This is a genomic window from Prevotella sp. P5-126 (assembly GCF_002251185.1).
Lineage (GTDB): Bacteria > Bacteroidota > Bacteroidia > Bacteroidales > Bacteroidaceae > Prevotella.
Genome location: NZ_NPIZ01000047.1, coordinates 35,752 through 57,515 on the forward strand (window position 1 = coordinate 35,752; position 21,764 = coordinate 57,515).

The 21,764-nt window shown below is 45.7% G+C and carries 20 protein-coding genes and 1 pseudogene; 10 read left to right on the forward strand and 11 right to left on the reverse strand.

Going from position 1 to position 21,764, the window contains the following annotated elements; translation table 11 throughout:
• Positions 1-234 precede the first annotated feature (234 nt).
• Entirely contained in the window at positions 235-1,572 is a 1,338-nt protein-coding gene (locus tag CIK90_RS04230; protein WP_094389954.1) for an NADP-specific glutamate dehydrogenase, read from the forward strand.
• A 296-nt stretch (positions 1,573-1,868) separates the two neighbouring features.
• Here the strand turns inward: CIK90_RS04230 and CIK90_RS04235 are convergent, their stop codons facing one another.
• The 4 genes from CIK90_RS04235 to CIK90_RS04250 are packed head-to-tail and all read right to left on the reverse strand — an operon-like array spanning position 1,869 to position 6,227.
• Entirely contained in the window at positions 1,869-2,483 is a 615-nt protein-coding gene (locus CIK90_RS04235; RefSeq protein WP_094464430.1) for a DUF6057 family protein, read from the reverse strand.
• Between the two features lie 38 nt (positions 2,484-2,521).
• Positions 2,522-4,615, reverse strand: a complete 2,094-nt coding sequence (locus CIK90_RS04240) for an alpha amylase C-terminal domain-containing protein (RefSeq protein ID WP_094464431.1) — start codon at positions 4,613-4,615, stop codon at positions 2,522-2,524.
• Between the two features lie 7 nt (positions 4,616-4,622).
• Entirely contained in the window at positions 4,623-5,069 is a 447-nt protein-coding gene (locus CIK90_RS04245) for a YhcH/YjgK/YiaL family protein (RefSeq protein ID WP_094389951.1), read from the reverse strand.
• A 27-nt stretch (positions 5,070-5,096) separates the two neighbouring features.
• Positions 5,097-6,227 carry a phosphatidylinositol-4-phosphate 5-kinase gene (locus CIK90_RS04250; protein ID WP_094436746.1) on the reverse strand — a complete coding sequence of 377 codons (1,131 nt, stop codon included), beginning with the start codon at positions 6,225-6,227 and terminating at the stop codon, positions 5,097-5,099.
• Between the two features lie 142 nt (positions 6,228-6,369).
• Here CIK90_RS04250 and kdsB point away from each other — a divergent pair, with 142 nt between their 5' ends.
• From kdsB to CIK90_RS14415, 4 genes and pseudogenes are all read left to right on the forward strand, one after another.
• On the forward strand, positions 6,370-7,122 hold the full coding sequence (gene kdsB / locus CIK90_RS04255; RefSeq protein ID WP_094389949.1) for a 3-deoxy-manno-octulosonate cytidylyltransferase: 753 nt from the start codon (positions 6,370-6,372) through the stop codon (positions 7,120-7,122).
• 70 nt (positions 7,123-7,192) lie between these two features.
• Positions 7,193-7,444 (forward strand): annotated as a pseudogene (locus CIK90_RS04260) (bifunctional metallophosphatase/5'-nucleotidase); the annotation flags it as partial.
• A gap of 3 nt (positions 7,445-7,447) precedes the next feature.
• The gene (gene nudC, locus CIK90_RS04265; RefSeq protein WP_094436744.1) at positions 7,448-8,215 is read left to right on the forward strand and encodes an NAD(+) diphosphatase; all 768 of its coding nucleotides are present in this window, start codon (positions 7,448-7,450) and stop codon (positions 8,213-8,215) included.
• Positions 8,216-8,246: 31 nt separating this feature from the next.
• A complete protein-coding gene (locus tag CIK90_RS14415; protein ID WP_254046273.1) occupies positions 8,247-9,671 on the forward strand; it encodes a GH25 family lysozyme in 1,425 nt (474 codons plus the stop codon).
• 9 nt (positions 9,672-9,680) lie between these two features.
• Here the strand turns inward: CIK90_RS14415 and dinB are convergent, their stop codons facing one another.
• The 6 genes from dinB to CIK90_RS04300 all read right to left on the reverse strand — a co-directional run bounded on the left by dinB (position 9,681) and on the right by CIK90_RS04300 (position 14,536).
• Positions 9,681-10,772 (reverse strand): DNA polymerase IV, encoded by a 1,092-nt coding sequence (gene dinB / locus CIK90_RS04275; protein ID WP_094436742.1) that lies wholly within the window; start codon positions 10,770-10,772, stop codon positions 9,681-9,683.
• A gap of 64 nt (positions 10,773-10,836) precedes the next feature.
• Positions 10,837-11,085, reverse strand: a complete 249-nt coding sequence (locus tag CIK90_RS04280) for a hypothetical protein (protein ID WP_094436740.1) — start codon at positions 11,083-11,085, stop codon at positions 10,837-10,839.
• A gap of 23 nt (positions 11,086-11,108) precedes the next feature.
• The gene (locus CIK90_RS04285) at positions 11,109-11,321 is read right to left on the reverse strand and encodes a DUF4250 domain-containing protein (RefSeq protein ID WP_094436738.1); all 213 of its coding nucleotides are present in this window, start codon (positions 11,319-11,321) and stop codon (positions 11,109-11,111) included.
• 71 nt (positions 11,322-11,392) lie between these two features.
• The gene (gene tilS / locus CIK90_RS04290; protein WP_094436736.1) at positions 11,393-12,706 is read right to left on the reverse strand and encodes a tRNA lysidine(34) synthetase TilS; all 1,314 of its coding nucleotides are present in this window, start codon (positions 12,704-12,706) and stop codon (positions 11,393-11,395) included.
• A 29-nt stretch (positions 12,707-12,735) separates the two neighbouring features.
• Complete coding sequence (locus tag CIK90_RS04295; protein ID WP_094464432.1) at positions 12,736-13,914, reverse strand: class I SAM-dependent rRNA methyltransferase; 1,179 nt, start codon at positions 13,912-13,914, stop codon at positions 12,736-12,738.
• On the reverse strand, positions 13,883-14,536 hold the full coding sequence (locus CIK90_RS04300; protein WP_094464433.1) for a 3'-5' exonuclease: 654 nt from the start codon (positions 14,534-14,536) through the stop codon (positions 13,883-13,885). Before CIK90_RS04300 ends, CIK90_RS04295 begins: the two co-directional genes overlap by 32 nt.
• A gap of 117 nt (positions 14,537-14,653) precedes the next feature.
• On the opposite strand from CIK90_RS04300, the gene CIK90_RS04305 reads away from it, so the two are divergent.
• From CIK90_RS04305 to CIK90_RS04325, 5 genes are all read left to right on the forward strand, one after another.
• Positions 14,654-17,107 carry a DNA translocase FtsK gene (locus CIK90_RS04305; protein WP_094464434.1) on the forward strand — a complete coding sequence of 818 codons (2,454 nt, stop codon included), beginning with the start codon at positions 14,654-14,656 and terminating at the stop codon, positions 17,105-17,107.
• Between the two features lie 60 nt (positions 17,108-17,167).
• The gene (locus CIK90_RS04310; protein ID WP_094438993.1) at positions 17,168-17,767 is read left to right on the forward strand and encodes a LolA-like putative outer membrane lipoprotein chaperone; all 600 of its coding nucleotides are present in this window, start codon (positions 17,168-17,170) and stop codon (positions 17,765-17,767) included.
• Positions 17,764-19,260, forward strand: a complete 1,497-nt coding sequence (locus CIK90_RS04315; protein WP_094464435.1) for a DUF5687 family protein — start codon at positions 17,764-17,766, stop codon at positions 19,258-19,260. The genes CIK90_RS04310 and CIK90_RS04315 overlap by 4 nt, the downstream gene beginning before the upstream one ends.
• A 26-nt stretch (positions 19,261-19,286) precedes the next feature.
• Complete coding sequence (gene rlmH / locus CIK90_RS04320; protein WP_094389939.1) at positions 19,287-19,757, forward strand: 23S rRNA (pseudouridine(1915)-N(3))-methyltransferase RlmH; 471 nt, start codon at positions 19,287-19,289, stop codon at positions 19,755-19,757.
• A gap of 332 nt (positions 19,758-20,089) precedes the next feature.
• Positions 20,090-21,127: a low specificity L-threonine aldolase gene (locus tag CIK90_RS04325; protein ID WP_094464436.1), complete on the forward strand. Its 1,038-nt coding sequence runs from the start codon at positions 20,090-20,092 to the stop codon at positions 21,125-21,127.
• A 155-nt stretch (positions 21,128-21,282) separates the two neighbouring features.
• On the opposite strand, the gene CIK90_RS14135 is transcribed toward CIK90_RS04325, so the two are convergent.
• A partial coding sequence (locus CIK90_RS14135) for a hypothetical protein (RefSeq protein WP_158216027.1) occupies positions 21,283-21,764 on the reverse strand: 482 nt, incomplete at its 5' end.

The following is a 21,764-nucleotide window of genomic DNA, read 5'->3' on the forward strand; positions in this document are numbered from 1 at the left end:
TAAGGCATCATCTACCTTTCAAAGGTAAGATGGTGCTTTTTTCTTATTGTGCTCCCAAACAGGCGAAAAAGCAATGTTTTTTTCTGTTTTTATACATATTTGCTACAAAAAGAAAGAAATATAGTATATTTTTTGATAATTTGTTTGGTATTTCAGATTTTTGATGTAATTTTGCAACCGAAAACAAAAAAGAAGTAGAAAAAACGTTATAATTTAACCAAAAAAGAAAAAATTATGAATGCAGCACAAGTTGTAGAAAATCTGAAACAAAGATTTCCCAATGAGCCTGAGTACATTCAGGCCGTAAGTCAGGTACTTCCAACTATTGAGGAAGAGTACAACAAGCACCCTGAATTTGAGAAAGCTAATCTGATTGAGCGTCTTTGCGTGCCCGATCGCGTTTACGAATTCCGCATCACATGGGTTGACGATAAGGGAAATGTTCAGACCAACATGGGATATCGCATCCAACACAACAACGCCATTGGTCCGTACAAAGGCGGTCTGCGTTACCACAAGAGTGTAAATCTGGGAATTCTGAAGTTTCTCGCTTTTGAACAGACTTTCAAGAACTCGCTGACAACACTTCCTATGGGTGGTGCCAAAGGTGGTTCCGATTTCTCTCCACGTGGCAAGAGCGATGCAGAGGTTATGCGCTTCTGTCAAGCATTCATGAACGAACTGTATCGAGTAATCGGTCCTGATGAAGACGTTCCTGCTGGTGACATCGGTGTTGGTGGTCGTGAAGTGGGTTACCTCTTTGGACAGTACAAGAAGCTCACCCATCAGTTCCAAGGTGTACTTACCGGTAAGGGTATCCCCTTCGGAGGTTCATTGATTCGTCCTGAAGCAACAGGTTACGGTACAGTATATTTTCTGACTTCTATGCTGGCTACTCGCGGCATCGAGCTGAAAGGCAAGAAGGTTCTGATTTCTGGTTCTGGTAATGTGGCTCAGTATGCTACAGAGAAGTGCATCCAGTTGGGAGCCACAGTACTCACCTTGTCAGACTCAGATGGCTACATCTTCGATCCCGATGGAATTGACGCTGAAAAGCTGGCTTATGTGAAAGAGCTGAAGAATGTTGAGCGTGGTCGTATCAAAGAGTATGCAGAAGAATATCCCAATGCTGTTTATCATGCTGGCGAGCGTCCTTGGCATGAGAAGGCTGATATTGCCCTTCCTTGCGCTACCCAAAACGAGATTAACGGCGAACAGGCACAGGCTCTTGTTGACAATGGCGTAATTGCCGTGGCAGAAGGTGCAAACATGCCTTCACTTCCTGAGGCTATCAAGATTTTCCAAGACAACAAGTTGCTTTATGCTCCGGGAAAAGCTTCAAACGCTGGTGGTGTATCAGTATCTGGTCTTGAAATGTCTCAGAACTCAGAGCGTCTGAGTTGGACCGCTGAAGAGGTTGACAACTACCTGAAGCGTATTATGAACGATATTCACGAAAACTGCGTGAAATACGGTACTGGTGCTGACGGATACATCAACTATGTGAAGGGTGCCAATGTTGCAGGCTTCATGAAGGTTGCATCAGCTATGATGAGTCAGGGTATTGTATAAGTTCACAGCAATCTATCTCACAAACACATATATAGATTAGCCACTGTAAATTGGGAGAGACGAGTTAAGCGTTTCTCCCAATTGTTTTTTTGTGAGCACACCCTACACCATTAATTTGTAATGAAGAGGTAAGACGTTTCAATACCTCATCAAGTTCATAACAACTCAGATTCAATAGGTTTTACACGCGTAAAATAAGTCAATTGTTAAGTATTGGGGGTACGCAAAATACAAATTAAACCGAGGGCATCCCGAATGAATCATGATACATGAAGCAGACGAATTACAAAGTCTGATTATCTGTTTTGTAATTTATTGATTGCTTTTCCGCAGAAATAATAATACCAATAGGTATCTTTATAGTTGGTCTGCATATTGATAAGCCATTCGCGTTGCTTAGGATATCTTTGCTGAAGACTTTTCATCTCGTCAAAATCTGCCTCCATAGCAAGATTATTGAACACGATGATCGGTTGTGCACGCAGATGTTTATATAGAACGAGGGCTTCTTGGTAGTGTTTGGGCAAACTGCTGTTAATTGGATAGTATGTTGGAAGTAATTTGACAAATTGGTCAAGTTGACAATCTATCAAATAGCCACATAACATTTTATCGCCTCCGCAGTGTTTCATATCCCTACCTGACCCGGAAATGGGATAAGTAAACAGTTCATCTCCTAATCGATGCTGTTGATAAAGCGCTTCAACTCTAAGGGCTGTCAGTAGTGAATCAGTCTTGTCTGATTTGCATCCAATTTGAAGTGCTGCATCATAATCTCCCTTATTCATCAGGGCTTCCATCTGTTTTGCATATTGCTTCACGTCAGAAGATCCTGCGACCATACCGATGACAAGCATCAGTATGGTCACATGTGAGAGAATCAGCCAAATACGGCGGATATTGTATTTCATAAGTATGCAGAGGTGTGGTTGTTTTACCTTTGTTCCACTTACAGTTTTCTGAGCACCACAGCTGATCTGGCTGGTAGATAGAGCTTGAGCCACTCTTTGCGGTCTTTCACATAGAGTTCATCGTAGTTGGTCATGTGAGTCATCGTGTCATCTGCGAATCCATTACCACCAAACTCCTTGGCATCTGTGTTGAGCACTACTTCATAGGAACCTGTAGGTACAAGGAATCCATAGTCAGTATAGGAGTGTGTTGGAGAGAAATTGAATACAAAGACAAGGTCGCCTCTCATAAAGCAAAGCACCTGATCTCCATCATTATGCCAAATTTCTGTTACGGGTGTGTTCTGGAAATTTCGTTGGCTCTTGACCACTTCCAACATTCTGCGGTCAAAATCACCAAGCCAGTGGTAGCAGAGTTCTTTGTTATCTACAAGATTCCATTGGCGTCTTGCATATTTGTACGACCATCCATTTCCTTCACGCGGGAAGTCAATCCATTCTGGATGTCCGAACTCGTTACCCATAAAATTGAGGTAACCGCCATTTATAGCTCCAAGTGTCACCAGTCGAATCATCTTATGTAGCGCGATACCCCTTCGAACTATTTCGTTTTCGTCGCCTTTCTTGAAATGCCAATACATATCGGCATCTATGAGTCTGAAGATGATGGTTTTATCTCCCACAAGAGCCTGATCATGGCTTTCACAATAAGATATGGTTTTCTCGTCCGGTCGTCTGTTCTTCACTTCCCAGAAAATGCTACAAACGTTGACATCCTCATCCCTTACTTCCTTAATGGTCTTAATCCAATAGTCAGGAATGTTCATAGCCATTCTGTAGTCGAAACCATACCCACCGTCTTCAAAACGTGCGGCAAGTCCTGGCATACCCGATACTTCTTCGGCAATCGTTATTGCCTTGGGATTAACTTCGTGAATCAGTTTGTTGGCCAATGTCAGATAGCAGATCGCATTGTCATCCTCATGTCCGTTGAAGTAATCTCCATAGCCTGTAAATGCTTCCCCAAGTCCGTGAGAGTAATACAGCATAGACGTAACTCCATCGAAGCGGAAGCCGTCGAAATGGTATTCTTCCAGCCAATATTTGCAATTGGAGAGTAAGAAGTGTAAGACGTCATCCTTTCCGTAGTCAAAACACAAAGAGTCCCATGCTGGATGTTCATGACGTTCACCAGGATAAAAGTATTGATTGGGATCTCCTGCAAGATTTCCGAGTCCTTCAACTTCGTTTTTCACAGCGTGCGAATGAACAACATCTATGATGACCGCAATACCCATTTTATGGGCAGTATCAATCATTTCCTTTAATTCGTCAGGAGTTCCGAAACGACTTGAAGGTGCAAAGAATGATGATACATGGTATCCAAAGGATCCATAGTAGGGATGTTCCTGGATGGCCATAACCTGAATGGCATTATATCCATCTTTCTTAACACGTGGCAATACGTTTTCCTGAAATTCACGATAAGAGCCAACCTTTTCGGCATCTTGTCCCATTCCAATGTGGCATTCATAGATAAACAATGGTGAAATGTCAGGCTTAAAGGTCTTTTTCTTAAAGACATAAGGATGTTCAGGGTTCCACACCTGTGCTGAGAAAATCTTGGTCTGTTCGTCTTGTACCACACGTTGACACCATGCTGGTATGCGTTCACCCTCTCCACCATTCCATTTGACTTTCATTTTATAAAGGTCTCCATGTTTAATGGCCTTTTCCGAGAGTTTGAGTTCCCAGTTTCCTGTACCTTCAATACGTTTGCATTTATATTTGGGTGATTCCTGCCAGTTGTTGAAATCTCCGATGAGGTATATTTCTGTTGCATTAGGTGCCCATTCACGGAACACCCAGCCTTTTGCAAGCTTATGAAGTCCGAAATAGAGGTGTCCTGATGCAAAATCAGAAAGAGTCTTTTTCCCGTTTCTCGTCAACTGGGCGATTTTCCATAGGGCATGCTCATGTCTTCCACGAATGGCATCCTCGTAGGGTTCAAGCCAAGAGTCATTTTTTACCAGACCAATATGCTTGTTTTCCTGTTTCACACTTTTACGTGTCGTTCTCTTTGCCGCAGTCTTTGCTCCGGCTTTGGATTTTGTAGTTTTATTTGTTGTCATGATGATATTAGGCTTTAACTTTAAAAATGGCTTTCTTTATTTCATCTACACCTGCAATACACGGGGCATGACCATCCTGTGGGAAGAAGATGGCAAAACATCCGGGCTGAGCTGTCACATAACTCTCGGCAGCAAGTCCGGGTATTTTGGTAATGTCTTTCTCTTCGTTATATGCAGCCTCCGGAAGTGCTTCACGGGGAGTATATCCGTATGTTTCAGCAGCAGAGAGCGGTATCTGTATGTCGATCATCTTATTGTGGGTTTCGATAACAGCCTCGTCGGGTGTCTTTCCTTTGGCTGTCTGGATGTTGACAAAGAGGTCTTTACCCACTATCTCATGTTTGCCTTCCTCAAGTGTGTTGAGGTCGTGCTGGTTGATAAACTCCACAACTTTTGAAAACAATGGGTTCAACGACTCATAGTCTTTCAGATGTTTTAGTTCGTCGATAATCATAATTCTATTGATTTATTTAAGGGTTGCTTATTTTGTTTTGTCTTCCTCACGATGTCCTCTTGTATAGTTACCTTGTGCTGTAACATTACCGTTGGCGTCCTTTTCTACAAAACGTCCGTCACGTCTGTCATCTACATAGGATCCCTCAAAGCGTTTGCCGTTTTTATCCTCTTCTACGGCAGGTCCGTTTCTTCGTCCGTTGATAAACTGTCCTTTGAATTTTGACCCGTCTGCAAAACGTGCTACACCTTGTCCGTGTATGGTTCCGTTTTTGAACTGTCCTTCAAAGACATCGCCGTTCTTCATCGTCAGTTTTCCGTATCCATTAGGTTTGTCGGCTTTCCATTCACCTTGATAGACGTTCCCGTTTTTCCACACAAGTATGCCCTGGCCTTGTTTGTCGCCATCCACAAAGGCTCCTGTGTATTTGTCGCCATTGGCAAATTTGAAGACGCCTATACCGGTACGTTCGCCCTGTACATAGTCACCTTCATAGACGTCGCCACTCTGAAATTTATAAATACCTTTTCCGTGTGGGGTGTCTTCTTTCCATTGTCCTACATAAACGTCACCATTGGAGTATCTGAACACTCCTTTGCCATCACGTAAATTATTTGCGTACATGCCGTCATAAGACGAGCCGTCTGGCCAATGATAAACACCTTTTCCTGATTTCATGTCGTCTTTCCACAGACCTTCATACCAAGTGCCGTCTTTGAACGTATAACGACCTTTTCCTTCGCGTTTGTCCTGTTTCCACATGCCATCATAGACGTCACCATTATAGTAGTACATCTTACCATGACCCTGTTGTTCGTCAATATACCAGAGTCCTACATACTTATTATTGTTTTGGAAATAGAACGTTCCAACGCCATGCTGGTGATCTTGGAACCATTCTCCCTCATATTTTTCACCATCGGAAAAAGTATAAGTACCCTTTCCCTGACGTTTGCCTTTGGAGTATAGACCTTCATACCAGTCCCCGTTTTTATAGGTTGCCCGACCACGTCCGTCTGGCTTTCCGCCAACCATCTCACCTTGGTATTCGCCACCATCGGCCGTTGTACACGCACCGACTTTTATCTTCTGCGCCGGTAGTGTCAATGCTGCCGTCGCTAATGTTATCGTAAGGAAATATCTCAGTCTAATAATCATTGATTTTATTTTAATAGCAATAAATCGGAACAAAGGTATGAAAAAAAATCGGTATTTATCATTTTTGTTAGCGTATATTAACGCACCATAAGGATATTTTTGTACCTTTGCAATGAAAACAAATAAAAAATCCTATAGAAAAATGAAATTCATAGCTATCATCCCAGCCCGATATGCATCTACAAGGTTTCCAGGCAAACCGTTGGCTCTTTTGGGTGGACGCCCAGTCATACAACATGTATATGAAAAGGCAGCACAGGCGCTCGACGAGGCTTATGTTGCTACCGACGACGAACGCATCGCTCGTGTGGTAGAAAGTTTTGGCGGACACGCCATCATGACAAGAGCTGACCATAAAAGTGGTACCGACCGTATTGAAGAAGCTGCAGAAAAGATAGGTACAGATGCTGATGTCGTGATTAACATTCAGGGCGACGAACCGTTTGTTGATGCTTCACAGCTCAAAACCTTACAGTCGCTTTTCGATTGTGAGGAAACGCAAATTGGTACACTTGGAAAACGCTTTGACTCCATGGAAGCTACGGAAAATCCTAACTCTCCGAAGATTGTTTGCGACAAACAGGGCTTCGCCTTGTATTTTAGCCGTTCTGTCATTCCGTTCGTACGTGGACAGGAACCTAAATCGTGGCTCAACCACTATCCATATCTCAAACATCTTGGACTTTATGCCTATCGTCGTGAAGTGCTCAGAGAAGTCACCCAACTTCCTCAGTCCCCCCTCGAACTGGCAGAGAGTCTCGAACAGTTAAGATGGTTGGAAAACGGCTACCGCATTCGTGTCGGATTGACTGATGTTGAAACCGTTGGTATTGACACCCCTGCCGACCTTGAACGCGCAGAACAGTTTCTTATCAATCAAGGGAAACAGAGATAACGATTTTCTATTATAATTACAATCTATCCACAATTCACACATGATAAGAGTTTTCACATTGCTTGCCCTCATGGGTTTTAACAGTTATCGTGGCAACGGTGGAGGCGAACTGCTTACCCGTGGTGCAGGGATTGCCAAGGAGGATATTCCTTCGCGTATAATTTATATGAGCAAGCACGACCAACGCTATTATCTCACACAAATGATAGAAAAACAGGGAACGGTAGAAGCTCTCCCACTCAACAACTGGCGATTCGTACCGGAGGAATGGACAAAACCGGCTATCGAACGTGACCGTCGTCTTATTTTCAAGGAGGATTAAGCCATGGAACAATATATCGTATTTTGTCAATCAGACCTTGTCTTGGAGAAAGACGGTGATGTATTACGCATTCCTACCGAACCTCCTGTCGAACTCAAGCCTTGGACCAACATTCTCCATGTTGCTGGTGCGAAAGCCTACCGTATCGACCAACCTCTGACTGACAATCCACGCTATAAAATGTGTGGACTTCGACAGAGTTACTATCACCTTTCAAGTCACGACTATCTTCTCGCTGGAAAATGCCACGAACTGCTTTATTGGGATAGTAATACCAAATTCTGTGGAGTTTGTGGCGCTCCTATGAAATTCCATACAGACATCTCCAAGCGCTGCACACAATGTGGTAAGGAGGTGTGGCCACAACTGGCTACTGCTGTCATCGTACTCGTCAGCCGAGGCGATGAGGTGCTTTTGGTTCATGCCAAGAATTTCCGTGGCGATTTCTACGGTCTTGTAGCAGGATTCGTGGAAACCGGTGAGACGCTCGAAGAGGCTGTTTGCCGTGAGGTCATGGAAGAGACCGGACTGACCATCAAAAACCTGCACTATTACGGTTCACAGCCTTGGCCCTACCCTTGCGGACTGATGGTTGGGTTTCTTGCAGAATATGACAACGGAGACATTCATCTGCAGCGATCAGAACTCTCACGTGGCGCGTGGTTCAATCGTCACCACTTACCACAAATTCCAGAGAAGCTCTCCATTGCCCGTCAAATCATCGACTACTGGCTGGATCTGAAGTCTAAAGAAGATTCTAATAAAGAATAGTCAAAAGATTATTGTTCAGGAGGTTTAAAAAATGTGTACTAAACGTCGGATAGATCTTGTCGTCTGCCTACTGGTAGTAGGAACAGCTATTGCTATTGGTTGGCGGTATTACCGCGATTGGTTGAATAACCGCAATATGGGTATTGGGCCTAAATGGGAAATTATCATGGCTGGCAGACCATCTGATGACTCACTTCACCATAGGCTTGATCAGATTCGGAAAGAGAGAGAGGCTATGGACGATTATTTTGCTGTACATAATGTGACCGACGAGGGATTTGATTTGATAGCACAACACGACAACCAACTGCAACAAGAACAAATTCGACTGAAGAGTCTGCTGCAGACTGATTCCACACGTCGTATCATAGGCAGACGCTATATTCCTGAAACAAAGCGCCCCTTGATAGCGGTACGCATCAATGGTGGCTATTGGAAGGCAGGAAGATTCCATTTCGGTCTGCTCAACGGTCCTGCTGTCTGGCGGGATCCTCAGGGACGTATTGTTTGTGGTCTGTGGGATAACGATACCATCGTGGTAGCACGACGTTACGATGACGAAGGCTGTTATGATGGACAGATGGACACTTTGGGACTGGCTTCCGGACAAGGAAGTATCGTACGACAAGATGGAAGCAGTTACACCGGCATGTGGGTGAATGACCGTCCCGAAGGATGGGGATTTGAATCCTCTTCGCATGGCATAAAAGCTGGCGAATGGCGAAAGGGAAGATTCCTTGGGGAAAAAATCAAATACACCTCAGAACGCATCTATGGCATCGACATCTCTCGCCACCAGCATGAGAAAGGACGTAAACGGTTTACAATAAACTGGCGTCAAGTTCGCATCACTTCACTCGGTTCGAAACACAATAAACATGTCATGGGGCGTCCTGATTTCCCCATTTCCTTTGTTTATATCAAAGCTACTGAAGGCATTTCCATCCGCAATCGCTATTATGCTGCTGACTGTCAACAGGCACGACGTCAGGGCATACGTGTAGGAGCATACCATTTCATGTCACTCAAAACCTCAGCAGAAAGACAAGCACGCCATTTTCTGCGATATGCACAATTTCGCCGAGGCGACTTTCCGCCTGTTCTCGATGTCGAACCCTCTCATGCTCAGATTGCCGCTATTGGTGGTGCAGAACAGTTATTCAAGCATATTCGTACCTGGTGCAATATTGTTGAGCGTTCCACAGGACACCGCCCCATACTCTACGTCAGCCAGATGTTCGTCAACCGCTATCTGTCCAAGGCTCCTGATATCAAGCAGCGTTATCAGGTATGGATTGCCCGTTATGGCGAGTACAAGCCTGACGTACATCTGGTATTCTGGCAACTCAGTCCTGAAGGCCGTGTTGCAGGCATCCACGGTCCTGTTGACATCAATGTTTTCAATGGCTATGGTCTGCAGTATCAGGAGTTTCTTCGCAATAATACCATGAAGTAACTCTGTGAGTCATTCGTCTGGCCAGGGTTCAAACTCCAGTTCCAGTTCTATATATTTAGCGGGCTCTGACGGGTTAACACGCTTATGGTTAGAGACACACAAGCCCAACAGTCGGATGGGATGTGAATGAAACTCAACCTGACGGATCAACTGTTTGGCTAAAGGAAGGATATCGTCTTTGCAACGGAGAACACGGTCAACGGTAATGCTGCGGGTGATTTGCTGAAAGTCCTGAAACTTGACCTTCAGCGTTAGCGTACGCCCCTCAAAATTGTTTTTCTCTATCCGCCCAACCAAATTCAGTACCATGTGGTAGAGTTGAATGGTAACGGCGGAATTGTCACTGATGTTATTGTCAAAGGTTTGTTCACAACTCACACTCTTACGCTCCCATTCGCTGATCACGGGACGTGAGTCTATGCCTCGTGAGAATTCGTAAAACACCTGTCCCATCTTGCCAAATTCTTCCGTGAGTTGGTTAAGGGGCGTGTTGCGCAGATCTAATCCGGTGAAGATACCCATGTGGTGCATTTTCTCTGCAGTCTTTGGCCCCACGCCCCATATCCTATCCACTTTGAGTCGGGAAATAAAGTCTAATGCCCTGTCGGGATGAATGACCGTCAGCCCATCGGGCTTGCGCCAGTCAGAGGCTATCTTCGCTATAAACTTACAGTAGCTCACACCTGCCGATGCGGTAAGTCCCGTTGTCTGATAGATGCGCTGTTTGATTTCTTTTGCAATATCCACCGCCAGTTCAATGCCTTTCTTGTTTTCTGTTACATCGAGAAAGGCTTCGTCGAGGGATATGGGTTCTATGAGGTCGGTATATTCGTGGAATATCTCGTGCAAATGTGCCGATACTTCTTTGTATCGTTGGAAATGGGGCTCTACGATGATGAGTTCTGGACATAGCCGTTTGGCCAACTGAATAGACTGTGCCGAATGTACTCCAAAGCGTCTGGCTTCGTAGCTTGCTGTTGACACCACACCACGTTCGGCATCATGTCCTACTGCAATAGGTTTGCCTTTTAGTTTTGGATTGTCTTGCTGTTCTACAGCAGCAAAAAACTGATCCATATCCACATGAATAATCTTCATCAGGGCGATTGATGGATTACCATCCTATATTGTTAACGTGTCTCTTTCCGTATTCTTTTTCAAGCGGTTAAAGCAGTTGTTCCAACTGTTCTACCGCATCCAGGAGTTCTTCGGCAAAACGCCTATGGTCGCGCAAGAAGTCGGGTTTACCTTTTGCCAATCTGGCATAAAGATCTTCATTCATCGATTCTACATAATCAGCAATAGCCATTTCAATATCGTCTTTCTGCCACGACAGGGTAGAAAATTGATAGATTCGTTGCTTTTGGTGAAAGAAGCTATAGGCTGTTTCTATAGCATCATGAGGAATATTCATCGTCATAGTATTCGTTAGAGCGGTCAAAGGTCGGTATTGGTTTCAAAGCCTTGGGGTCGAAACTGATGTTGTTCCTCAGAATAGACGAATCCATGGGCGTAGAGATAGTCTTTCAACGCCTGTGGCTCTTGATTGTAACAATAGCAAAGGGCTTCCAAAGAGTCAAACTCTTCATCACGCAGAAACATGTTGATGCTTGATACTAGAATTGCGGGGTCTTTCGGTAGTTTGTCCATAATGAAATGATTGATGAATTGAATATTTGTATGATCTCTTTTGATTTTCTGATAGCGATTTCTATGGGAGGTTATGCTTCCAAATCAATCTCAATGGTGAGTATTCGTTGGGTAGTATCATCAACAGCCACACGATTGTCACAACGTTTTCCCATGAGCCAAACCACGACACCCGAAGCATCCACTACCACACGCTGGCGGCGCTTGTCCAAAAGTGTCATCTTGCAGTCGGTCATCAGATCACTCAACAACTTATGTCCCTTCATGCCAAAAGGAATCATCACATCTCCTTGTTGTACCAGTCTGACGACAAGAGGAAAGCGTATCTTGTCGGCATCAACGGTAATCTTGTGTGACGCTTTGGAAACCTTGAAGTCACGGGGTTTATCTGCCATCCCGACTCGGAGTTTTTCGTTATGCTGCATGACATAGACTCCTGGTTCTGGAATTGTGATCTGCCGAAAAGCAGGCTTTTGCTTTTCCATAACAATCCGATCTCGGTCGATGACCAATTCATAGTCTTTCGACATGAAAGCACGACCGGTACCATCCGCCATCATGCTATTGAAAATTTGCGTACATTGTCGGGCATTAAAGCCTTTATCCCGCAAGAGTTCATACAACAGGTAGTCATTTCCCACATCCTCCAGAATTTCCTGTTTGGTATATTCCGTCTGGTTTCTCAAGGGCTTCAACAGTCTTTCCATCATCTGTTCTGCTCCTGCCATTCTTTCTGCCATGAGGAGAATGTTTTCGGCAGCCTTCGGATTGATTTGCTTCAACAGGGGTACGATATGATGTCTCACCTTATTGCGCGTAGCGTCATCCTCAAGATTGGTGGAATCGGTAACAAAGGGCTGCTGACGGTCTGCCAAAAACTGTTCAATCTCTGCCCTTGTCACTCCCAACAGGGGTCTTAACACATTCCCTTGTCGTGGACTGATACCTGTAAGGCCATGTATGCCCGTACCTCTTGCCAGATTCATGAGAATGGTTTCTACCGAATCGTCACGATGATGAGCCACGCACACCCCCTTCGCGCCGATATCCATTCTGAGCTGTTCAAAATAGCCGTATCGCAACTCACGCGCAGCCAGTTCGATACTCATGTGATGCAGTTCTGCGTAGGTCTGCGTATCAAAATGGATGCGATGAAAGGGAATGTCGAGCCTGTGACAAAGGGATTCGCAGAACGCTTCGTCCCTATCCGATTCTTCCCCTCTCAGGTGGAAATTGCAATGGACGGCATGGATCTTGATCTTCATCTCGTGAAGAACGAGTAGCAATGCCACACTATCAGCCCCACCGCTTAACGCAACAAGATACATTTCCCTGTCGTCAAGCAGCTGATGCTGACTCATGAAGGCCTTGACTTTCTCCACCATTCGATGTCCTCCTGTTATTGCATGTTATTTTATTCCACGTAAAGGACGAGTCCTTTGAGGTACTCTCCTTCCGGATGATAAATATTGATAGGATGATCGGCAGGCTGATGGAGCTGATGGAGTATTCTCACATTTCTTTTTGCTAATGCAGCAGCAGTAAACACAGCATTTCTGAAATGGTCTTTCGTAACCACCTGTGAACAAGAGAAGGTAAAGAGGATGCCTCCCCTTTCTATTTTTTCAAATGCTTTCTGATTCAGACGGGTGTAGCCCTTCAGCGCATTATGCAGCGCCCCTCTGTGCTTCGCAAAGGCTGGCGGGTCGAGGATAATCAGATTATAGTTGTCGCCTGCTTTCTCCAGGTATTTGAAGGCATCTTCACAAAAGGCCTCATGGCGCTGGTCGCCAGGGAAATTGAGCGATACGTTCTCTCTGGTCAGGTCGATGGCTTTTGCCGAACTGTCAACAGAGTGTACCAGTTGTGCACCTCCGCGCATCGCATAGAAAGAGAATCCGCCGGTGTAGCAGAACATATTGAGCACACGCTTCCCTGCTGCATATTTCTCCAGGAGTGATCTGTTTTCGCGTTGATCCACAAAGAATCCGGTTTTCTGTCCTTTCAGCCAGTCAACTCGGAATTTGAGTCCGTTTTCCAACGCCACGTTATTGTCGCTTCCTCCGTAAATGAATCCGTTCATGTCTGTTGCGTCCATAAACGGCAAGGTTGTTTCGCTCTTGTAATACACATTGGAAATGCGCGATTCCATCACATCGACGAGTGCCTTGGCAATCTCCTTTCTGACCTTGTGCATGCCGATGGAATGGGCTTGCATCACGGCAGTATCGCCATACACATCTATAATAAGTCCGGGCAGATTGTCGCCCTCTCCGTGTACCAGTCGGTAGGTATTGTTGGATGGCGAGTCGGCAATGCCGATGGATTGACGCATTTTCAACGCAGATGAGATTCGTGAATGCCAGAAATCGTCGTCAATTTCCCGATCCTCGAAGGTGAGCACACGAACGGCGATAGACCCCTCTTGGTAGTGGCCCACGGCAATGAAGTTGCCATTTCTGTTTACGAGGCAAACGGTATCGCCCTCCTCTATTCCTTCTTCGATAGCCTGTATAGCTCCCGAAAACACCCAGGGGTGGAATCTTTTCAGACTCTCCTCCTTACCTTTCTTCAGTATGATCTGTGGATACATGTTCGTCGTCTGTTTTTATGAGTTCATAATCGCCGGTCTGCTCCAGTCTGATGAGTTCTTCATAGAGCAGGATGCACGACCAAGCATCTGTTGCTGCGTAGCGTTTTTGTTTTTCCGTCAGGATGTCAGCCTCCCAGTTGGTGAGTCTTTCTCGTTTGCTGATGCGCATGCCGAAGAAGTTGGCATAGATCTTCTGCAGACTCATGTCTTCCACGCCGACTTCTTTGACTCTATCCTGAAGGTCGATGAAATGTCCTGGTTCAAATTCGCCAATCTTATGGAGCATCTTCACGTCGTCGTGGAGCGACAACCCTATCTTGGGTACTGTAGTATCTTCCAGCAAACGCTTGATGGATGGAGAAAATTTGAGGTAGTTGAGACGCAAGAGAAAGCAGATATCGTGGCTTGCCACTTGAAGTAGCGATACCGTATAGGTATGTCCTTTCTTAAATGAGGGTCTTGTCTCTGTATCCAGTCCGATAATGGGTTGGCTGAGCAGGTAATCGACCGCTTTTTCTGCCTCGGTCTCGCTGACTACAACCTCGATTTTTCCCTCGAAAAGTACACGTGGCAGGCTGGGTATCAACTTCTTGTCGTATTTACTATAAATGGTCTTTTTCATCTATCATTTGTTTTCGGTGTGCAAAAATACAAAAAAAACACGATAAAATGTTGATTTCTGACAATTTTCCATTACTTTTGCATATTAAATCATTAAAACATACCACCATCATATATTATGGCAAGAAAAAAGAAAGAACCCAAGACACCATCAGTAAGAGAGACTTTTGGCCTCGATAAAATACACTTTAGCGATCGCATTCTCCCCTTTTTAGGCTTGTTATTGATTGCCATTGCAGGATTTATGGCCTTCGCTTTCATTTCCTATTTCGGCACGGGAGCTGCCGACCAAAGCATATTGGAGAATCCACGTGCCGGTGAGATTCTCAATCTCAATGGTGAGTTTACCAACAGTTGCGGTTCGTTGGGCGCGAAGGTTTCTTGGTTCTTTATCAAGAAATGTTTTGGTCTCCCTGCCTTCCTCATTCCGTTTTTTCTCCTCCTTGCGGGCATCCGCATGTTGCTGACCTATAAAGTCAACTTGTTGAAATGGTTCATGTGTCTGACCCTCATCATGCTATGGTCGTCACTCACGTTGGCTAAATTCCTATCGCCGCTGTTCGTCGATATGCACTACAATCCCGGAGGCGATTACGGACAGACTGCTTGCGATGTGGTAGAAGGACTGGTTGGCACACCGGGCTTAACGCTATTGCTCATCATCCTGGCTATTGCGTTTCTGACGTATCTGAGTGCCGAAACCATTATTATTATCCGCAAGATTTTCAATCCTTTACGCTATGCCAAGAAGATCCACATGGAGATTCAAGTGGGTAAAGGTGAGCCGGAGGCGGACACACCTACCTTGGAGACGGTGGAAGACCCTGAAGTGTTTGACGATCCCGATGCACAGATTGTGGAGTTCGACCAAGTGAACGACCCACAGACGGAACCTATCCCCACGTTACAACGGTCTGAAACACCAGGCAATAAAGGCTTGTCAACAGAACCTGTTGCTGACGATAGTGCCGTGGAAATGACCGTTGATACTGGCGAAAAAGAGGAAAAAGCCACAGGTAAGAATTTGGCAGGTGAGAATGGCAGTCTTTCTACGCCTTATGATCCCAAGCTCGATTTGGAAAACTACCACTACCCCACGCTCGACCTTTTGAAGAAATACGACGATGACGGCAAACCATATATTGACATGGCGGAACAGAATGCCAATAAAAAACGCATCGTCGATGTGCTCCGCAATTTCGGAGTGGAGATTAGCAGCATCAAAGCTACCGTTGGTCCTACCATCACCCTCTATGAAATTACGCCTGCGCCTGGTGTGCGCATCTCGCGCATCCGCAATCTGGAAGATGATATTGCATTGTCTTTGTCAGCACTCGGCATTCGTATCATCGCACCGATTCCTGGCAAGGGCACCATCGGTATTGAGGTTCCTAATGCCAAACCCAATATTGTGTCGATGGAGTCTATTCTCAATTCCAAGAAGTTCCAGGAAACAACCATGGAACTGCCTTGTGCGTTGGGTAAGACCATCACCAACGAGGTCTTTATGTTCGACCTGGCAAAGGCGCCTCACCTTCTGGTGGCTGGTGCAACAGGACAAGGTAAGTCTGTAGGTCTTAATGCCATCATCACCTCGTTGCTCTACAAGAAGCACCCGTCGGAATTAAAGATTGTACTTGTTGACCCGAAAAAGGTGGAATTTAGCGTCTATTCATCTATCGATAAACACTTCCTTGCCAAGGTTCCCGATGATAATGCCGACCCCATCATTACCGATGTTACCAAGGTGGTACGTACGCTCAACTCGCTGTGTAAAGAGATGGATACCCGTTACGACCTGTTGAAAATAGCACAGGCACGTAATATCAAGGAATATAATAAGAAATTCATCAGTCGCCAGTTGAACCCAGAGAACGGCCATCGCTTTCTGCCCTATATCGTGGTCGTTATCGACGAGTTTGGCGACCTCATCATGACAGCAGGCAAGGAGGTGGAACTCCCCATCGCACGTATCGCTCAGTTGGCACGTGCCGTGGGTATCCACATGATTATCGCCACCCAGCGTCCTACTACGAATATCATCACCGGTACCATCAAGGCCAACTTCCCAAGCCGCATAGCATTCCGTGTCGGTGCCATGATTGACTCACGCACCATTCTCGACCGTCCTGGAGCCCAACAGCTCATAGGACGAGGCGACCTCCTTTACCTCAACGGCGGAGAACCTGTGCGCGTACAATGTGCCTTTGTTGATACTCCGGAAGTGGAGCGCATCAACACTTTCATCTCGCAGCAACAGGGCTATACGTCGGCCTTCGAACTGCCTGAGCCTGATACTGCCGACGGTGACCTTGGTGAAGCAGCTGATGTCGATATGTCACACCTCGACCCGATGTTTGAGGACGCTGCACGACTCATTGTCATGAATCAAAGCGGAAGCACCAGTCTTATCCAACGTAAATTTGCCATTGGCTACAACCGTGCAGGCAGACTGATGGATCAGCTCGAACGTGCAGGAGTGGTCGGTGCTGCCCAGGGCAGTAAGCCACGCGAGGTGCTCATTCAGGATGAGGTAAGTCTGGAAAACATTTTAAACCAGTTGCGCCATTGATATTCAAATCTCCATTATCGCATATCACAACATAAACAGTATATCTAAAAACAGATCATCATGATAAAAATCAGATTATGGATTATAGGCCTTTTGGCTACCATCTTTACTACTGCGGCAGCACAGAGCGCCAAGAGTGTTCTCGACAAGACTGCCCAGGTATTGTCTAACAAAGGAGGCGTTACAGCCGCTTTTACCATCCGTGGAGCGCAGAACACCGGTGCCAGCGGTACCATCTCGGTAAAGGGTCGTAAGTTTTATGCCAAGACATCGGCAGGAATCGTATGGTTTGACGGCAAGACCCAATGGACCTATGTTCCTCAAAACGACGAGGTAAACATCAACACCCCTACCGCCAGCGAACTGCAAGCCATCAACCCCTATGGCTTTATCTATCTCTATCGCCGGGGCTACACCCTCTCCCTGCAGACCAAGGGACAGCATTATATCGTTACCATGAAATCGCAACGTAATGCCATCCGAGAAATGATTGTCACCATCTCGCGCCAAAGCTACGTACCCTCACAGGTGCGCATGATGCAAAACAGAAAATGGACCACGGTAAATATCAGCGGTTTCAAGCGTGCCAACCTCTCCGATGGACTGTTTCGCTTCAACAAGAAAGTTTGTCCTAATGCCGAAATTATTGATTTACGATGATATCCTTTTTCAAACTCTATCTGCTGCTGCGCAGAAACAATAAGTTAAGTGCGAAGCGTAGTGTCATGTTCGAAGCAAACCAATATGGCAAACTCTTCGGATATATCTTTTTGGGTTTCATGGCAATCTATATGATAGGAATTGGAACATTTCTCGGATGGGCTTCGGCAAAAAGTCATGAGCCGGCGTTCATCCTGTTGCTCATGCCCCTTTTCTTAATACTGGATTTCGGTTCGCGCTTTCTGGCACAGCAGACACCACTCATGCTCGTCAAGCCCTACCTGCTCATGCCCTTCAGTCGCTACCGTGCCATCGACTGTTTTCTTATTGACCAGCTGTTTTCCAGCAGCACCCTTATCTATCTCACACTTTTCATCCCCTATTTCTTTATTAATATATGTGGAGGAACACCATTCATAGCCGCTGTCGGCATGACGCTGTTGCTGCTGATGATGGTGGTGGTCAACAGCCAATGGTATCTGCTGGTACGTACACTCGTCAATCAGAAGGTGTACTACTGGATATTACCCGCCCTGTTCTATGGCTGTTGCATACTCCCCTTCTTGCTGATGAGCGACAAAGAGATAGATAAATCTGTGGATTATATCATGGACTTCCTCTGCGACTACGGATTTTCCTGGATGTCGGTATTGTTGTGGGCAGGATTGCTTGTTTTGCTGTTCTCACTCAACAGATGGTTGCAGATGCACTTTATCTATGATGAGATATCCAAACAAGAGAAGACCAAACTCAAGCACGTGTCAGAATTCAACCTGCTCAACCGCTTTGGACAGATGGGAGAATATCTCAAACTGGAGATTAAGAGCACCATGCGCAATAAAGCCATTCGCGGACGTTTCATCCAGGGCATTTGCATCATCGTCATGCTGTCGCTGCTTATCGCCTATACCGATATATACGATTCACCTACTATGCTCAACATCTGGTGCCTGTATTGTTTTGTGTTCTTCGGAGCAGTAAACCTCATCAAGGTCATGGGACCGGAGGGAAACTATATCGACCTGCTCATGGTCTATCGGGAGAACATCCTCACACTTTTACGCGCGAAATACTATTTCTATAGCGCCATCGTTCTCATCCCGTTTCTGTTGCTGCTTCCTGCCATCATCTCAGGGAAATTCTCTTTGATGATGATATTGGCATACATCTTCATCACTATCGGTCCGGAATACTGCTTGCTGTTTCACATGGCAATATGGAACAGACAGACACTTCCGCTGAATGAGAAGATCACAGGACGCAATCAGATGGAAAACAAGCTCCAGATGTTCATAGAACTCATCGTGTTCTTCGTGCCCATCATTCTGGTCAGCCTGTTGAGCGCATTATTCGGAGATACCACAGCATACACCATTCTCACCATCATCGGACTGGCTTTCACGCTCGCCATGCCAATATGGATGAAGGCCATCTATCGCAGAATGATGAACCATCGCTATGCGAATCTTGAAGGTTTCCATTCATCAAGATAATATACCCCCGAAAATCATAGAACCACATGAAGACTGTACTCCTGCAAGTAGGCAAAACCGTCAACAAGCATTTTGTTACCATTATAGACGATTATGTGGGACGCATCGGCCACTACATGCCCTTTGAGATAGTAACCATCCCCGAACTGAAAAATACGAAAGGTTTGAGTGAGGCGCAGCAGAAACAGGCCGAAGGCGAACTCATCCTCCGCCAGCTACAACCGTCAGACACCGTTGTCTTGCTTGATGAACACGGCAAGCAGATGCGAAGTATCGAATTTGCAGCATGGCTGGAACAAAAGCGTGCCACAGCGCGTCGCTTGGTCTTCATCATCGGAGGCCCTTATGGTTTCTCCCCCGCTGTCTATCAGCGAGCCAACCATCAAATCAGCCTGTCGATGATGACCTTCTCTCATCAGATGATACGCATGACCTTCACCGAACAGATTTATCGTGCATGTACCATCATCAAGGGAGAACCCTACCATCATGAGTGAATAAAGTCGCACGGAAATGATTCAAGGAACACACAGAGCGTTTAGGTTATAGGTTATGGGTTACAGGTTATGGGTTACAGGTTATGGGTTATGGTTTAGAGATTCTAGTTAAAGATTATTATTTCTGGCCAAAGGCCATATTTCATTAAAGATTTCCTCCAAAGATTTACCTATGGTTTGTTTTGTCGTGACTCAGCATAGTGAAAGCGCGCTCTCACTCTGTCTTCGCTACTCCAAAACATCTTGCGAAGCAACCCCCCAAAAATCTTTCCGTGCAATCCGTGCGACATAAAAAAATATTAATATAGTAAAACGTAAAAAGATAAAAAACTATGATTTCATTCGAAAGTGATTACAACAATGGTATGTTGCCAGAGATACTGGACGCTTTAGGCACTACCAACAAAGAGAAAACCTCTGGATATGGTTTTGATCCATACTCAGAAGCAGCAAAAGAGAAGATACGTAAAGCCATCGACAATAAGAATGCCGATGTGTTCTTTCTTGTAGGCGGTACACAGACCAATACCACCGTCATCGATTCCGTCCTCATGGGATGCGAAGGAGTGATAGGGGTAGATACAGCCCATATTGAGGTACACGAGTCGGGGGCAGTAGAAGCCTTTGGTCATAAGGTCATTACGCTGCCGGGAGAGAATAGCAAATTGTCTGCCAATACCCTGTCAGCCTATATGGATACATTTCTTGCAGACGAAACGCATCCTCACATGGTACAGCCTGGCATGGTTTATATCTCGATGCCAACAGAGTTTGGAATGGTATATACCAAGGAAGAACTGACTGCGATCTATGCAACCTGTCAGAAATACGACCTCCGTCTCTTCATCGATGGAGCACGACTGGGATATGGTCTGGTATCAGAAGCCTGCGACTACGACTTGCCATTCCTTGCCAGCCATTGTGATGTCTTCTATATCGGTGGAACAAAAGTGGGCGCCATGATGGGCGAAGCTGTCGTTTTCTCAGGAATGAAGGCACCGAAATACTTCTTCACTAATGTAAAGCGTCATGGAGCCTTACTTGCCAAAGGCAGAATGTTAGGCATCCAGTTTGACACGCTCTTTACCGACCAACTCTATTTCAAGGTATCGCGCCACGCCATGACCATGGCAACTTGCCTCCGCAGCATTTTCCAGAAACACGGCATCGCCATAGCCTACGATTCCCCCACCAATCAGCAGTTTGTCATCCTCTCACCTACCCTCTATGATGCCCTTTCCAAGAAAGTAGCCTTCGAGATATGGGAAAGAAAGAGCGATACCGAAATCATCTGCCGTTTCGTAACGAGTTGGGCAACTAAAGAAGAAGAGCTCGATGAGTTAGACCATATTCTGCAAACTCTAAAGTAAGTAAAGTTTAATGTCACACGGAAATTATCCACGGAACACACGGCCAAATAAAATCTGTGTCATCTGTGTGCTCCGTGGATAAAGAATACAGCGCCCCTTGACAACAAGGAGCGCTGTGACGATGAAGGGATTATGGTTAAGAAGAAAACGGAAGACTAACCCTCCAGACCTCCGCCACCAGGCTGTTCTGTACCCTGGTCGCTTCCACCGGGCTTCTGCTCAGTACCCTGGTCGCCGCTGCCAGGATTGGTAGTAGAACCGGTATCCTCGTCGTCCACCTTAGGTGCATCGATGGAGTCAGGCAACTTGATGTTAAACTCCTTGTCCATGTACTTAAACAACACCTGGTTGACGTTAGAGAAGGCGAAGGTGCGTTTCAGCTTCAGGGCATACTGGTAGATAGGAGTACCCTTGATGCCGTTCTTCTCGTTCGGGCGGTTAGCATTAAGCCATGCGCTGCTGGCAGCCTGCTGCTTGGCGAACTTCTCGCGCTGCACCTTCTGCTTCTCGGTAGCAGGACCCTTGTATGGGTTGGCGAGTTTGGCGAGATGGATTTTGTTACTAGACTTGTTAGTGGCGAAGTAGTCGTTAGACTTGTTACCATACTTACCACTGATACCTTTGATGATGTCGATTG

Coding starts and splice junctions, on each gene's coding strand:
- tilS (WP_094436736.1), bottom strand. CDS start 12,706: ATGGTGGAGAAAGTCAAGGCCTTCATGAGTCAGCATCAGCTGCTTGAC.
- nudC (WP_094436744.1), top strand. CDS start 7,448: ATGGAACAATATATCGTATTTTGTCAATCAGACCTTGTCTTGGAGAAA.
- CIK90_RS04310 (WP_094438993.1), top strand. CDS start 17,168: ATGATAAAAATCAGATTATGGATTATAGGCCTTTTGGCTACCATCTTT.
- kdsB (WP_094389949.1), top strand. CDS start 6,370: ATGAAATTCATAGCTATCATCCCAGCCCGATATGCATCTACAAGGTTT.
- CIK90_RS04325 (WP_094464436.1), top strand. CDS start 20,090: ATGATTTCATTCGAAAGTGATTACAACAATGGTATGTTGCCAGAGATA.
- CIK90_RS04240 (WP_094464431.1), bottom strand. CDS start 4,615: ATGACAACAAATAAAACTACAAAATCCAAAGCCGGAGCAAAGACTGCG.
- CIK90_RS14415 (WP_254046273.1), top strand. CDS start 8,247: ATGTGTACTAAACGTCGGATAGATCTTGTCGTCTGCCTACTGGTAGTA.
- rlmH (WP_094389939.1), top strand. CDS start 19,287: ATGAAGACTGTACTCCTGCAAGTAGGCAAAACCGTCAACAAGCATTTT.
- CIK90_RS04250 (WP_094436746.1), bottom strand. CDS start 6,227: ATGATTATTAGACTGAGATATTTCCTTACGATAACATTAGCGACGGCA.
- CIK90_RS04235 (WP_094464430.1), bottom strand. CDS start 2,483: ATGAAATACAATATCCGCCGTATTTGGCTGATTCTCTCACATGTGACC.
- CIK90_RS04245 (WP_094389951.1), bottom strand. CDS start 5,069: ATGATTATCGACGAACTAAAACATCTGAAAGACTATGAGTCGTTGAAC.
- CIK90_RS04305 (WP_094464434.1), top strand. CDS start 14,654: ATGGCAAGAAAAAAGAAAGAACCCAAGACACCATCAGTAAGAGAGACT.
- CIK90_RS04300 (WP_094464433.1), bottom strand. CDS start 14,536: ATGAAAAAGACCATTTATAGTAAATACGACAAGAAGTTGATACCCAGC.
- CIK90_RS04295 (WP_094464432.1), bottom strand. CDS start 13,914: ATGTATCCACAGATCATACTGAAGAAAGGTAAGGAGGAGAGTCTGAAA.
- CIK90_RS04285 (WP_094436738.1), bottom strand. CDS start 11,321: ATGGACAAACTACCGAAAGACCCCGCAATTCTAGTATCAAGCATCAAC.
- CIK90_RS04315 (WP_094464435.1), top strand. CDS start 17,764: ATGATATCCTTTTTCAAACTCTATCTGCTGCTGCGCAGAAACAATAAG.
- CIK90_RS04280 (WP_094436740.1), bottom strand. CDS start 11,085: ATGAATATTCCTCATGATGCTATAGAAACAGCCTATAGCTTCTTTCAC.
- CIK90_RS04230 (WP_094389954.1), top strand. CDS start 235: ATGAATGCAGCACAAGTTGTAGAAAATCTGAAACAAAGATTTCCCAAT.